Here is a 14,105-nt window from a genome sequence, read left to right on the forward strand (position 1 = left end):
TGGGGGCAAATTGATGAAAGCCCCCAGAATTGGGGGTTTGGGGGCAAATTGATGAAAGCCCCCAGAATTGGGGGTTTGGGGGCAAATTGATAAAAGTCCCCAGAATTGGGGGTTTGGGGGCAAATTGATGAAAGCCCCCAGAATTGCGGGTTTGGGGGCAAATTGATGCAAGCCCCCAGAATTGCGGGTTTGGGGGCAAATTGATGCAAGCCCCCAGAATTGCGGGTTTGGGGGCAAATTGATGCAAGCCCCCAGAATTGCGGGTTTGGGGGCAAATTGATGCAAGCCCCCAGAATTGGGGGTTTGGGGGCAAATTGATGCAAGCCCCCAGAATTGGGGGTTTGGGGGCAAATTGATGCAAGCCCCCAGAATTGGGGGTTTGGGGGCAAATTGATGCAAGCCCCCAGAATTGGGGGTTTGGGGGCAAATTGATGCAAGCCCCCAGAATTGGGGGTTTGGGGGCAAATTGATGCAAGCCCCCAGAATTGGGGGTTTGGGGGCAAATTGATGCAAGCCCCCAGAATTGGGGGTTTGGGGGCAAATTGATGCAAGCCCCCAGAATTGGGGGTTTGGGGGCAAATTGATGCAAGCCCCCAGAATTGGGGGTTTGGGGGCAAATTGATGCAAGCCCCCAGAATTGGGGGTTTGGGGGCAAATTGATGCAAGCCCCCAGAATTGGGGGTTTGGGGGCAAATTGATGCAAGCCCCCAGAATTGGGGGTTTGGGGGCAAATGTATGAATCATGTAGAATTGGTACACTGCTAATATAGGTTAGCTTATTCCGCGGTAAATGGAAATAAATTAGCGCGAACGACAAACAGCGTCAGTAGGAGCGCAAAATGTTAAAATTACTTTACAAAAAGAGTCAGCGTTGAAATTTCGCTATGAAATGTATAATTAATCGTCGCGCTCAGTTTTCTGCTGCCCACCGTTACTGGCTTCCAGAGCTAAGTGAAGCGGAAAATGAAGCCAAATTCGGAACAGGAAGTCGATACCCTGGACATGGACATAATTATGTTCTTTATGTTTCTCTAGAGGGGGAAATTGACCAATATGGGATGGTGATGAATCTGTCTGAGGTCAAACCTGTAATTCGGAAACAAATTACTGAGCAACTCAATAACGCACATCTGAATGAGGTTTGGCGTGAGTTTACAGAAACACTCCCCACCACTGAAAATGTTGCGAGAGTGATTTGGCAGCGTTTAGAGTCTTATTTACCGTTGGTGAATATTCGTTTATTTGAACATCCACAACTTTGGGCTGATTATCAAGGAAGAAATATGGAAGCGTCATTAACTGTTGGTACACATTTTAGTGCAGCACACCGTCTCGCACGTCCCGATTTAAGTTATGAGGAAAATTGCGAAATTTATGGGAAATGCGCTCGTCCTCATGGTCATGGACACAATTATCATTTAGAGGTGACGGTTACGGGAGAAATTGATCCTCGCACGGGAATGATTGTTAATTTGGAAAAACTCCATGATATTTTAGAGGAGTTTGTCGTCGAACCGTTTGATCACTATTTCCTTAATGAGGATATTCCTTATTTCGCAGAAGTTGTTCCTACTGCGGAAAATATCGCGGTGTATATTGGTCAGTTGCTACAACAACCCACTCAAGAGTTAGGGGTCATGTTGGATAAAATTAAGTTGATTGAAAGTCCTAATAATTCTTGTGAGATTAATTGTCGGTCTCTCAGTCAAGAATTTAGCAATCAAGCGACTCGTGAACCCGCTTTAGCGAGTTATTAACTGTTTTAATTGATTCTTTAATCATCATCGAGTTCCTGGCGACGAATGTTGAGACAACACCACTCTTTGCGTCGCCAGAGTGTTCCTACTTTCCAACCATGTTTTTCTAGGGAATCGGCGATCGGTTGTGCTTTTTCCATTAAAATCCCACTGAGAATCCCCCAAGTGTGAGGAAGGGCGATCGCGCTAAACTCTGGAATCAAATCTAAAATCACTTCTGCGAGAATATTACAGATAATCCCATCAAAACCCTTGGGATACATGGAAGCCAAACGCTTCACACTCCCTTGTTCTACCAGCAACTGTTCTGATTTAACACGGTTCAATTGACGATTACTGCGAGTTGCTCGTACCGCTAGGGGATCAGTATCTACTGCGTAGGCTTTTTCCGCGCCAAATAGCAAGGCTGCGATCGATAAAATCCCTGAGCCACAACCGATGTCAGCAATAATACCGCCTTTTTTTCCCATACTGTAACGCATTTCTACGGATTCTAAACACAGTTGTGTTGTGGGATGAACTCCAGTTCCAAATGCTACGCCAGGATCAAGACGAAGCACCACTCGTTCTGTATCATTAGGAGGAGAGAGCCACGCGGGACAAACCAAAAGGCGATCGCCAATTTCTTGAGGATGCCAATATTTCTTCCAACTACTCGCCCAATCTTGCTCATCAATGAGATGCCAACTGGTTTTAGGCTCTTCCACTCCCATTGTTACCGCATCTTGTTCTATCCAGAGAGATAGAGCGGCTAAATCTAGGGGATGCGCTCGCACTTGGGGGAGATAACCTCGTATCAACCGCAGTTCCTCTTTTTGCTCTGTTACCATCCCCTGACAACCAAATTCATCCAACCGCCAGAAGAGAAGTTCTTCTAACGTCGGATCACACGAGATTTTGATTTCCCACCAACTATTTGTCATCTTTCTTTGTTACTGGCTCTTGTACCATTTTCTAATCAATTTATATCAGGTTCAGGTAATTGCTTATGATTAGTGTTGGGTTTCGCTTCCCTCGTTTCAGTGATCAGTGATCAGTGATCAGTGACCAGTGATCAGTGACCAGTAAGCAGTGATCAGTGACCAGTAAGCAGTGATCAGTGACCAGTGACCAGTGATCAGTGATCAGTGATCAGTGACCAGTAAGCAGTAAATTAATAAGTGATCGAGCATTTACTGTTACTAATTAAGTTTGAGAAATACTGGTCACTGGTAACTGCTTAACTGGTCACTGATTGTTGTTGGGTTTCGTTTCCCTCCACCCAACCTACAAGCTGCTTTTGGTTATTTTACCCGTTTAGAGCTTAATCGTATAAGCGTCTCGGATTCCCGAAATTTTAGTGATTTCGGTTAAAACGTCTTCTGGCAAGGGATCATCAATACTGAGAACCATTACCGCATCACCGCGAACAATTTTCCGTCCGACTTGCATACTGGCAATGTTAACATTAAAGTTACCCAATAATGAACCAATTTGTCCGATAATTCCAGGCATATCACGGTGTAAGGTAAACAACATATAGTTATTGGGGGGAACATTAATCGGGAAACCGTCAACATTAGTGATCCGCATTTCCTGATCACTGAGTAATGCTCCCGTGACAGAATGCTCTCCTAAAGAGCCAATGGCTTCCAAACGCAGTGAACCCGAATAATCATGCACAGAAGCATCTTTGGTTTCAATCACCCGAATGCCTCGCTCTTTCGCCTCGATCGAAGCGTTGACATAATTAACTCGTTCTCGCAACGCTTGTGAGAGTAAGCCTTTTAGTGCTGCCACGACGATCGGTTGGCTTTGACTATCGGTTAATTCTCCTTGCAGACGTACGTTTAACTGTTCCACACGCCCACCAGCTAATTGACCCACTAAGTTGCCTAATGTTTCTGCTAATTGTAGGAAGGGACGTAATTTTTCCAACACATCTGGGTTTAAGCCTGGAATATTCACCGCCGATCGAGCGGGTAAACCCAGCAATACATCCCGAATCTGTTCCGCTACATCAACCGCGACATTAGTTTGTGCTTCTTCAGTGGAAGCGCCCAAGTGAGGGGTGAGAACCATATTTGCTCCCACATTGCGTAATTTTGACTCTCCTAGGGGTTCTTCTGCAAACACATCTAACGCCGCACCGCCGATCGTGCCATTTTCCACCGCTTCTGCGATCGCATCTTCATCAATCACTCCCCCGCGAGAACAATTAATAATGCGGGTGGTGGGCTTCATTTTCGCCAAGGATTCAGCATTAATCAAGTTTTCGGTTTCTGGAGTGCGAGGAATATGGAGAGTAATATAGTCAGCTTCGGTGAAAATCATCTCTAAATCCACCAAGCGACAGCCCAATTGTTCCGCACGTTCGGCAGAAATAAACGGATCATACGCTAACAATTTCATTCCCATGGCACGAGCAACTGTCGCCACATGAGAACCAATTTTACCTAATCCCACTACGCCCAGAGTTTTCTTGTAAACTTCTGAACCAATAAACTGTTTACGTTCCCATTTACCACTTTTTACGGATTGATTAGCGTCTGGGATATGACGAGATAGGGATAACATCATCGCCAAAGCGTGTTCCGCAGCCGCGATCGTATTTCCTTCTGGGGAGTTAACCACGACAATTCCCCGACGGGTTGCGGTTGGTACGTCAATGTTATCCACACCAACCCCAGCGCGACCAATAATTTTAAGTTGGTTTCCCGCTTCAATCACCTCTTGGGTGACTTTCGTTCCCGATCGCACCATCAGCGCATCATATTCGGGAATGGCTTTGATCAATTCTTCAGGGGAAAGTTTAGTATTAACATCCACTTGCGCCACTTGGGAGAGAATATCAATCCCCGCTTGATCGACAGAATCTGAAACTAAGACTTTAGACATAAGTTACTACTTTGAGATCAACATACATAGAGGGTGTCCTGTCTATGAGTTTAAGGGACAATTCGTCATTGTCTAGAGAATCCATAATGTATCTTTTCATACTTTTGACCAGAAAACTACTGTTATGGCGCTACGCAAGATGGGGGAGATGGGGGAGATGGGGGAGATGGGGGAGATGGGGAAGTTGGGGAAGATGAACTTGCGGACGATCGTCTGATTAGAATGGAAATTGCTATATAAACACCAAAATCAATGATCAGGCATTTATGAAATATTTAATTGCGGTGCTTCCCGATCGAATCGAAGCGGAGGAAGCCTATACCAAACTCTTAAAAGAAGGAATTGATCAAAAACAAGTGGAAATGGTGGGAAAAGGCTATAAAACCGCCGATGAATTTGGTTTTCTGAATCCGAATCAGGAAGCGCGAAAACAGATTATCCGCATGGCAATTTGGTTATTTCCCTTTGGTTTTGCTGCTGGCTATGTGTTTAATGTTTTAACCGAAATCTATTTATTTGACTGGGCTGGTGCTTTGGGGAATCATATTATTGCAGGGTTCTTCGGTGCGATCGCGGCTTTGATGGGGGCGTTTTTCGTCGGTGGCGGTGTCGGAATTGGTTTTGGGAGTGGGGATGCGCTTCCTTATCGCAATCGCCTAAATGAGGGCAAATATCTAGTTGTAGTGAAAGGTTCAGAATTAGTCACTGAACAAGCAACTCGCCTATTGCGCCAGTTTAACCCAGAAACCCTACAAGGCTACGAAGAAAACCAATAATTAATGATTAATCAGAATGTTACCAAAAGAGCAAATTTTGAAGGGAGTGGAAAACCGCGAGGAAATCACTCGGATCATTGATATCGCTGAACAAGCGATGAAAACTTGGGAAGTGGTTTGTACTGACTTTCTTTCTCCTCCTGTGATGGTAGAGGCGCGGGAGAGGTTTTCTTCTCTCACTGAGATTCAATTTATCGTTTGGGGCGGTTATCCGCAAGCGGAACGATCGCGCATGGCGATTGCTCGATCGGATTTACCGTTAGATCAATCACAAGTTCCCATTGCGGCTTTAGATGTGGCGGGAAATTTTCTCTTTGATACCGCAAACCACCGCGATTTTTTAGGGGCAATTTTAGGCACGGGAGTGGTGCGTGGAAAAGTGGGGGATATTATTGTTTTAGGGGAACGTGGGGCGCAAATTTTAGTCGTTCCAGAGTTAGTTTCCTTTCTAGAAGCCAATTTAAATCAAGTGCGATCGGTGCCTGTTAAAACTCGTGAAATTACTTTAGAAGAACTCAAAATTCGTCCCCCGAAAAAGAAAGAAATGACAACAGTTGAGGCTTCTATGCGTTTAGATGCGGTGGCTTCCGCTGCGTTTGGAATGTCTCGGAGTAAAATGGCAAGCGCGATCGAACAGGGAAATGTGCGAGTCAATTGGAAACCCATTACTCAAACCAGTCATGCTTTAAAAGAAGGGGATTTAGTGGCGGTACAAGGAAAAGGACGCGCCGAAATTGGAGAAGTTTCCATTACTAAAAAACAACGCTATCGTGTCCAACTAACGCGATATCTTTAAACCGATAAAATCGAGGGGGAAAATAGATGGAGGTAGCGAAAAATTGGTGGGAGAAAGTCAGCGCGATCGTGGCGTTAATTGGCTAAAAGCAGGGAATTACTCAGCAGTCTCCGCGAGAAAAGTGAAGATAATTTTCAGAATCAGGGGAAACAAGAATTAACTTATTTTCAAGCCTCGATCGCGCCTCTTTTAGAAAAAAACTTTTATCGTAATGTTGATGAGTATGGCCGATTTGAAGATGAGTTTTGGCGCATTGATCTAATTTTTATCGGCTTTTTTGCGATCGAATTAACCGCACGAACCCGCAGCTTATCTCGCCGATCGAGTGTCTCAATTTTTTCTTGTAGTAAGGCAAAAGGCAAGAGGCAAGAGGCAAGAGGGTTGATTAATCGGTAAGACTTCAAAGTTTTGATGCAGGGTTTTCACTATTGAGCGTTCAACACCTCGACTGCGCTCGGTGTTGACGCGCTCGCGAAGCCGAAGCGTCAATTTCCTTGCACTTTTTTGAGGGGTTAAGAGCCTTAAAGCCTCATTGGGTAAAGGTTTCAGTTTTATTCAGGAAACCCTAATTATATTAAAAAATCTGAAGAAGCCGATCCGATCGAAACGATGGACGAAGTGGAAACCTTAACTAATTCTTCTCCTCCTGAAGAAGATGAGAATGTCAAATGATAGGTATGATTTTCCAAAATTAACCCCATATAATCCCCCCTAACCCCCCTTCGTAAGGGGGGAATCCCCCCTAACCCCCCTTCGTAAGCAGGGCTGTTTCATTCTCGGGGTCAAAATTGAATGCGATCGCCTGAACCTCTTACGGTACGTTCGATCGAGACGTTTTTCCTACTTTTTGGCTTTTTCATAAGAAAAAAGAGTCCTGAAATCTCCCCCATCTCCCTTGTCTCCCTTGTCTCCCCCATCTCCCTACCTCCCTTGATTTCATTCATAATGAAACAGCCCTGCCCTTCGTAAGGGGGGGGATCAGAATTTGTCTAAATAATTTAGGAAATTTACAACGGATTGCAGTGTGAGATACTGAGAATATAAACAAAATTTAATATAAAAACAGGAAGCAATTGTTATGGTCGCAACTCCCGTAAAACAAAAGCGTTTAACCCTACAAACAGCAAATCTAACTTCCGACACTACTGCGATTCGCTGTTTAGATTGGGATCGCGATCGATTCGACATTGAGTTTGGGTTACAAAATGGAACGACTTACAATTCTTTTCTCATTCAAGGGGAGAAAACAGCGTTAGTCGATACCTCTCACGAAAAGTTCCGTGATCAATACTTATCCCAACTGAAAGCATTAATCGATCCTACTAAAATTGATTATCTAGTGATTAGTCACACTGAACCCGATCACAGTGGATTAGTTAAAGATGTTTTGGCGATCGCCCCGCAAGCCGTAATTGTCGGGAGTAAAGTCGCAATTCAGTTTTTAGAAGGGTTTGTTCATCAGCCTTTTGAACGTCAAGTAGTAAAAACTGGCGAACAGTTGGATTTAGGAAACGGTCATCAATTAGAATTTGTGAACGCCCCGAATTTACATTGGCCCGATACCATGTTGACTTATGATTGGGGAACGCAGATTTTATTTACCTGTGATGTCTTTGGAATGCACTATTGTAGCGATGATCTGTTAGATTCCGATTTAGATGCGATCGCCCCCGATTATCGGTTCTATTATGATTGTTTGATGGGTCCCAACGCTCGATCGGTGCTGTCGGCGTTAAAACGGATGGAAAAACTCGGTGAAGTGTCAACCGTCGCCAACGGTCATGGTCCGATTCTACAGTACAACGTTCAAGAATTGATCGATCGATATCGCAACTGGAGTGAGAACAAAACCAAAGGAGAAAAAACCGTTGCGATGTTTTATGTCTCTGATTACGGATACAGCGATCGCACCTCTCAAGCCATTGCTTACGGGATTACCAAAACGGGGATTAACGTAGAAATGATGGACTTATGCGCCGCAGATCAGCAAGAAGTGCGAGAATTAGTGGAACGATCCAGCGCGATCGTCGTGGGAATGCCGCCAGCGAGTGGGGAGAAAGCCACAGACACCAATGCCACATTAGGAACAATTCTCGCCTCCGTTTCTTCTAAACAGGCGATCGGGGTGTTTGAATCCTATGGGGATGATGATGAACCGATCGACACCATTAAAACCCGTTTTTCTGACTTAGGCTTAAAAGAAGTTTTCCCCGCAATTCGGATTACTGACACCCCAAGGGAAAGCACTTATAAACTCTGTGAAGAAGCAGGAACCGATTTAGGACAATGGTTGCAACGGGAAAAAACCGTTAAACAAATGAAATCCCTTGATAGCGACTTAGACAAAGCAATGGGGCGTTTAAGTGGGGGACTTTACATTATTACCGCGAAAAAAGGAGAATTAAAAAGCGCCATGTTAGCCTCTTGGGTAGCCCAAGCTAGTTTTGATCCTCCTGGCATCAGCATTGCAGTGGCAAAAGACCGCGCGATCGAGGCTTTAATGCAAGTGGGCGATCAATTTGTTCTCAACATTTTAGAAGAAGGCAATTATCACCATTTAATGAGACATTTCCTCAAGCGATTTAAACCCGGCGCCGATCGATTTGAAGGAGTCAACACGCAAACCGCTAATAACAACTCTCCCATTCTGACAGACGCTTTAGCTTATTTAGAATGTGAAGTCATCAGCCGTATGGAATGCAGCGATCATTGGATCGTTTATAGCAAAATCACTCAAGGACGAGTCTCCAAACCCGAATCCTTAACTGCAGTCCATCACCGCAAAGTTGGTAACCATTATTAACCCTGTTTCCCCCTTTTCTAAGCAAGATACAGTTTATCCCCCCTAACCCCCCTTTGAAAGGGGGGAACTAGGAGTAGGTTGGGTGTAGGGAAGCGAAACCCAACACCAACTATAAGCAGTAGGTTGGGTGTAGCGATGATTAGCAGTAGGTTGGGTGGAGTACAGCGAAACCCAACACCAACTATAAGCAGTAGGTTGGGTGGAGTACAGCGAAACCCAACACCAATGCAATGATCAGAGTTTATCCCCCTAACCCCCCTTTGAAAGGGGGGAACTAGGAGTAGGTTGGGTGGAGTACAGCGAAACCCAACACCCATGCAATGATCAGAGTTTATCCCCCCTAACCCCCCTTTGAAAGGGGGGAACTAGGAGTAGGTTGGGTGGAGTACAGCGAAACCCAACACCCATGCGATGATCGGAGTTTATCCCCCCTAACCCCCCTTTGAAAGGGGGGAACTAGGAGTAGGTTGGGTGGAATACAGCGAAACCTAACACCAATGCTTTTGCAAAAATCATTAATAAAATAAGAATTATGCAACCGAGAGATACACAAGTCCTTCCCATTGCATCCGAAACAACGGTCTATCGTTCTCGCACTTGGGAACGGCTAAAATTTGAAATTGAATATGGTTTAAAACGAGGAACAACCGCAAACTCTTATCTGATTCAAGGGGAAAAAACTGCCCTTTTTGATCCTCCAGGACAATCCTTTACGGATATCTTTCTTCAGGCTTTACAACAGCGTATTTCTCCCTCTGAAATTGATTATTTGATTCTCGGTCATGTTAACCCCAATCGTGCGGAAACCCTAAAAGCATTATTAAAACTCAATCCCGATCTCACCTTAGTTTGTTCTAATCCTGCTGCAATTTCGCTACAAAAACTCTTAGAAGAAACTGTTCCGAACTATATCGTGATTAAAGGAGAAGAAACCCTCGATTTAGGAAACGGTCATCAGTTAGAATTTCTTTTAACCCCTACCCCTCGTTGGTCTGATCAATTATGTACTTATGACCCAAAAACCGACATTCTTTTTACTGATAAACTTTTTGGGGCGCACGTTTGCGGCGAACAAATTTTTGATGAAGGTTGGCAAGTTTATCAAGAAGATCGACGCTACTATTTCGATTGTCTCATTGCGCCTCATGCCAATCAAGTCGCAGGGATTTTAGAAAAGTTGCAAGGGAAATCAGCGAAAATCTATGCAACGGGTCATGGTCCGATCGTGCGCTATGGGTTGCAAGAGTTAACCAATGCTTACCAAGAGTGGATTCATCAGCAACAACAACAAGCCAGTAAAATCGCCCTCTTATATGCCTCTGCTTATGGTAACACGGCAACCGTCGCCAACGCGATCGCGCGAGGAGTCACCAAAGCAGGAGTCGCCGTCGAATCCGTCAATTGTGAATTTACTGATCCAGAAAGCATTAAAACCGTGCTACAAACCACCGACGGATTTATCATTGGTTCACCCACATTAGGCGGACACGCCCCCACCCAGATTCAAACCGCTTTAGGTGTGATTCTTTCCCATGCTGATAAAGGACAAATAGCAGGGGTCTTTGGGTCTTACGGTTGGAGTGGAGAAGCGATCGACATCTTAGAACAAAAAATCAAAGACGCAGGGTTTCGTTTCGGGTTTGATCCGATTCGGGTTAAATTCAAGCCCACTGATAGCATCTTAAAATACTGCGAAGAAGCTGCAACCGATTTCGCCCAAAAACTGAAGCGAAAACAGAAGCGACAAACCCTCCGTCAAGGCGTAAATGATTCTCAAGCCGCGCGAACTGAACAGGCGTTAGGGCGTGTGGTTGGGGCGTTATGTGTGGTGACAGCTAAACAAGGAGAATTGCTGAGTGGAATGTTAGCCTCTTGGGTATCCCAAGCAACCTTTTCTCCCCCAGGGTTAACTGTCGCTGTAGCAAAAGACCGCGCGATCGAGTCTTTAATGCACGTAGGAAGCCCCTTTGTCCTCAACATTCTCCCAGAAGGGGCGGCAGGAAAGCAACTGCAAAAACAGTTTATGAAAAACTATTCTCCAGGGGAAGATCGATTCGCTTCCATTGAAACTGAGGAAGCAGAAAACGGTTGTCCAATTTTAAGGCAAGCACTCGCTTACATTGAATTACGAGTGGAAAACCGCATGGAAGGCGGCGATCATTGGTTAGTGTATGGCGTAGCTAAGACTGGAAAAGTTTTAGAAGCCGAGAAAGTAACGGCGGTACATCATCGCAATTCTGGAACGCATTATTAAGCAGTTTGTCCCCTAGCCCCCAATTCTGGGGGAATTCGTTATTTGTTATTTGTTATTCGTTATTTGTTATTCGTTATTTGTTATTTGTTATTCGTTATTTGGTCACTGATTACTGGTCACTGGTTACTGGTCACTGGTCACTGGTCACTGGTCACTGATCACTGGTCACTGGTCACTGATCACTGATCACTGCAATGGGTGTAGAGAAACGTAACCCAACAATCCCCTGCTACTTAGGGTCTGCTGAAAAAGTACGCGATCGCGCCTTCCAAATGCCTTCTTTCTTCACCGCGAATCAAAGCCATTTCTGGAGAACTTTCTCGATGGTGATCATGATTATTTCCCTGAAAAGTAACCCAACAAATGATGGGGACGTGATTCACTTTTAATCTGTGTTTTCGGCTTGACAGGCGGCGCGATCGGGCTTACTGTCTCTCGTCTAGTCAATCGCATCATCGTTACTGGCGCGGTGGGAATGACAGTTTATGGTGTCACTTGGCTTCTGTTTTTCCTCGGTATCTGGCTTCCCTTATTACCGATGTTATTGAGTCTCAGCGCCAGTAGTCTTTTAGCTTATAATTGGTGTCGGGTTTCGCGTGGAGACGTTCCATGGAACGTCTCCACCCAACCTACTTTTTATCATTGATTGAGCGAAGTTGATATTACAGAGTTAAATCATGCAATTGGAGGAAGAAAACCCATTATTGATATTTGGCAAACTCATTTAGATATTTTTCCCGAAGAAGAAAAAATATATTGGGCAATTCTGAGTGATGAGGAGAGAGAACGATCGAATCGCTTGGTGAAAGCAGAAGATCAAACCCGCTTTCTCGCAGGACGAGGAAAACTTCGATCGATCCTTGCTCACTATCTTAATGTAGCACCGCAAAACATCAAATTTACCTATCTTCCGCAAGGAAAACCAATCCTCGCCAGTTGTCACCAGACTTGCTTACAATTTAATGTTTCCCACTCTCATAATTTAGCCTTATACGCCATTTCTGAACAAGCCGTAGGAATTGACCTAGAAATCATCCGTCCTTTACCCTCAGTTTTATCACTAGCGCAACGCTTTTTTACCCCGAAAGAAGTCGCCCATATTACCGCGCTACCTCCTCATCGGCAAACCGTAACGTTTCTAAAATTTTGGACAGCAAAAGAAGCCTATTTGAAAGCAACAGGAGAAGGATTAAAAGGACTGCAAAATATAGAGCTTACCGTATCTGCCACTGATTCTAATCAATTTGATATTGTCAGCAATCAAGAAAAGATTAAATTATATTCTTTTACCCCTCAACCCGACTATATCGCTACAGTGGCTAGTTTTGGCGTAACGAGACCAATGATCAATTTCATCTCATCAAGTAGGTTGGGTAAAAACAAGCGAAACCCAACCTTAGAATTCCCATCTTAGGGAAGACATAATCAAAACAAAAACCTTCACAATAGAAACTAAGAACAGCAAAGATATAATAATGTAGCAAGTTTCGCACTTACCATCCCAGACAAGGATGGACAATTCAATCTTAATTATTTTGGACAATACCCATGATTGATGTCATCATCGTTATCCTATTCGTCACCATTGCCGCTAGTCTCGGTTTTGGTAGTATCGACTTACTCCCAGATTCTGCTTTAGCCTCTGTCACCAATATCGAGGCTTTACGCTGGATTATTGGCAGTTTTACCGCCATAATTGGTTTAGCAGTGGGTCTCACCGCGCAAACCTCTTACCGTCGCTTAGAAAAGCAAACTCAAGAAACTCCCATTGAAGTAATCTTAACTCGTTCGGTGGGATTAGCGATCGGGCTATTAATCGCCAACTTGATGTTAGCACCGATTTTCCTATTTCCCATCCCCGAACAACTGAGTTTTATTAAACCCCTAACCGCAATTTTAGGGAGTGTGATTTTTGGTTTCTTGGGCGTTACCCTCGCCGACACGCACGGTCGCACTTTCTTGCGGCTGATTAATCCCAACAGTATGGAATCCATTTTAGTCGCAGAAGGAACATTAAAATCCGCAACCACCAAAGTTCTTGACACCAGTTGCATTATTGATGGACGCATTGAAGAACTCCTCAACACAGGATTTATTGAAGGACAAATGATTATTCCGCAATTTGTGTTACAAGAATTACAAAATCTTGCTGACACAGCCAACGACCAAAAACGAGTGCGCGGACGCAGAGGTTTAGATATCCTCAAGCGAATGCAACAAGAATATCCTGAACGCATTGTTATCAATCGTTCCGACTATGATGATATTTACACCGTCGATGCAAAATTAGTGCGGTTTACTCAAGACATTAACGGCGTATTGCTCACTAATGATTACAATCTAAATAAAGTCGCTGATCTTCAGAAAGTCTCAGTTTTGAATATCAACGACTTAGCGCAAGCAATGCGTCCCATTTATCTGCCTGGAGATACCCTCGAATTAAAAATCCTCAAACAAGGGAAAGAACCAGAACAAGGAGTCGGTTATCTTCAAGATGGAACAATGGTCGTTGTGGAAGAAGGACAAGAATATGTAGGAGGAGAGTTACCCGTTGTCGTTACTTCTGCCTTACAAACTTCTGCAGGAAGAATGATTTTTGCTAAACCTGAAACTTCTGTCATTGCTTAGAATCATTTAGTCTTATTGTAAGCATTGCATCAATTACTCACTCATTATTATGCTTACTGGTATCCTAGCCATTCTTGCGATTTCAGCAGCCGCAGGAATGCGAATTGCTCTCCCTTTGCTAATCATTGGTTTTATGGAGAGTCGCAGTTATTGGTCTAATGTTCCACTCCTGAACCAACTTCATTGGTTAGCGATTCGCAGTTCTACTGCTTGG

The 14,105-nt window shown here is 44.3% G+C and carries 13 protein-coding genes and 1 pseudogene; 11 read left to right on the plus strand and 3 right to left on the minus strand.

Going from position 1 to position 14,105, the window contains the following annotated elements; genetic code table 11:
* The first annotated feature begins 884 nt into the window (after positions 1-884).
* Entirely contained in the window at positions 885-1,757 is an 873-nt protein-coding gene (locus DACSA_RS09405; protein ID WP_015229528.1) for a 6-carboxytetrahydropterin synthase, read from the plus strand.
* A gap of 17 nt (positions 1,758-1,774) precedes the next feature.
* On the opposite strand, the gene prmA is transcribed toward DACSA_RS09405, so the two are convergent.
* Positions 1,775-2,680: a 50S ribosomal protein L11 methyltransferase gene (prmA, locus tag DACSA_RS09410; protein WP_015229529.1), complete on the minus strand. Its 906-nt coding sequence runs from the start codon at positions 2,678-2,680 to the stop codon at positions 1,775-1,777.
* 373 nt (positions 2,681-3,053) lie between these two features.
* Complete coding sequence (gene serA / locus DACSA_RS09415) at positions 3,054-4,634, minus strand: phosphoglycerate dehydrogenase (protein ID WP_015229530.1); 1,581 nt, start codon at positions 4,632-4,634, stop codon at positions 3,054-3,056.
* A 266-nt stretch (positions 4,635-4,900) separates the two neighbouring features.
* On the opposite strand from serA, the gene DACSA_RS09420 reads away from it, so the two are divergent.
* From DACSA_RS09420 to DACSA_RS09430, 3 genes are all read left to right on the plus strand, one after another.
* Positions 4,901-5,410 carry a hypothetical protein gene (locus tag DACSA_RS09420; RefSeq protein WP_015229531.1) on the plus strand — a complete coding sequence of 170 codons (510 nt, stop codon included), beginning with the start codon at positions 4,901-4,903 and terminating at the stop codon, positions 5,408-5,410.
* Positions 5,411-5,426: 16 nt separating this feature from the next.
* Positions 5,427-6,206, plus strand: a complete 780-nt coding sequence (locus DACSA_RS09425; protein WP_015229532.1) for a photosystem II S4 domain protein — start codon at positions 5,427-5,429, stop codon at positions 6,204-6,206.
* Between the two features lie 78 nt (positions 6,207-6,284).
* Positions 6,285-6,602: a hypothetical protein gene (locus tag DACSA_RS09430; protein WP_041235415.1), complete on the plus strand. Its 318-nt coding sequence runs from the start codon at positions 6,285-6,287 to the stop codon at positions 6,600-6,602.
* Positions 6,603-6,988: 386 nt separating this feature from the next.
* Here the strand turns inward: DACSA_RS09430 and DACSA_RS22105 are convergent, their stop codons facing one another.
* Positions 6,989-7,150 carry a hypothetical protein gene (locus tag DACSA_RS22105; protein WP_232225053.1) on the minus strand — a complete coding sequence of 54 codons (162 nt, stop codon included), beginning with the start codon at positions 7,148-7,150 and terminating at the stop codon, positions 6,989-6,991.
* 134 nt (positions 7,151-7,284) lie between these two features.
* Between DACSA_RS22105 and DACSA_RS09435 the strand changes: the two genes are divergently transcribed.
* From DACSA_RS09435 to DACSA_RS21480, 7 genes and pseudogenes are all read left to right on the plus strand, one after another.
* On the plus strand, positions 7,285-9,009 hold the full coding sequence (locus tag DACSA_RS09435; RefSeq protein ID WP_015229533.1) for a diflavin flavoprotein: 1,725 nt from the start codon (positions 7,285-7,287) through the stop codon (positions 9,007-9,009).
* Between the two features lie 532 nt (positions 9,010-9,541).
* Entirely contained in the window at positions 9,542-11,263 is a 1,722-nt protein-coding gene (locus tag DACSA_RS09440; RefSeq protein WP_015229534.1) for a diflavin flavoprotein, read from the plus strand.
* A gap of 42 nt (positions 11,264-11,305) precedes the next feature.
* Positions 11,306-11,449 carry a hypothetical protein gene (locus tag DACSA_RS19735; protein WP_156800750.1) on the plus strand — a complete coding sequence of 48 codons (144 nt, stop codon included), beginning with the start codon at positions 11,306-11,308 and terminating at the stop codon, positions 11,447-11,449.
* 217 nt (positions 11,450-11,666) lie between these two features.
* A complete protein-coding gene (locus DACSA_RS09445; RefSeq protein ID WP_041235416.1) occupies positions 11,667-11,909 on the plus strand; it encodes a hypothetical protein in 243 nt (80 codons plus the stop codon).
* On the plus strand, positions 11,910-12,677 hold the full coding sequence (locus tag DACSA_RS09450) for a 4'-phosphopantetheinyl transferase family protein (RefSeq protein WP_015229535.1): 768 nt from the start codon (positions 11,910-11,912) through the stop codon (positions 12,675-12,677). It begins immediately after the preceding gene.
* Between the two features lie 134 nt (positions 12,678-12,811).
* A complete protein-coding gene (locus DACSA_RS09455) occupies positions 12,812-13,891 on the plus strand; it encodes a PIN/TRAM domain-containing protein (RefSeq protein WP_015229536.1) in 1,080 nt (359 codons plus the stop codon).
* 49 nt (positions 13,892-13,940) lie between these two features.
* Positions 13,941-14,072 (plus strand): annotated as a pseudogene (locus DACSA_RS21480) (DUF4126 family protein); the annotation flags it as partial.
* Positions 14,073-14,105: the final 33 nt, after the last annotated feature.

The sequence above is a fragment of the Dactylococcopsis salina PCC 8305 genome (assembly GCF_000317615.1).
Classification (GTDB): Bacteria; Cyanobacteriota; Cyanobacteriia; order Cyanobacteriales; family Rubidibacteraceae; genus Halothece; species Halothece salina.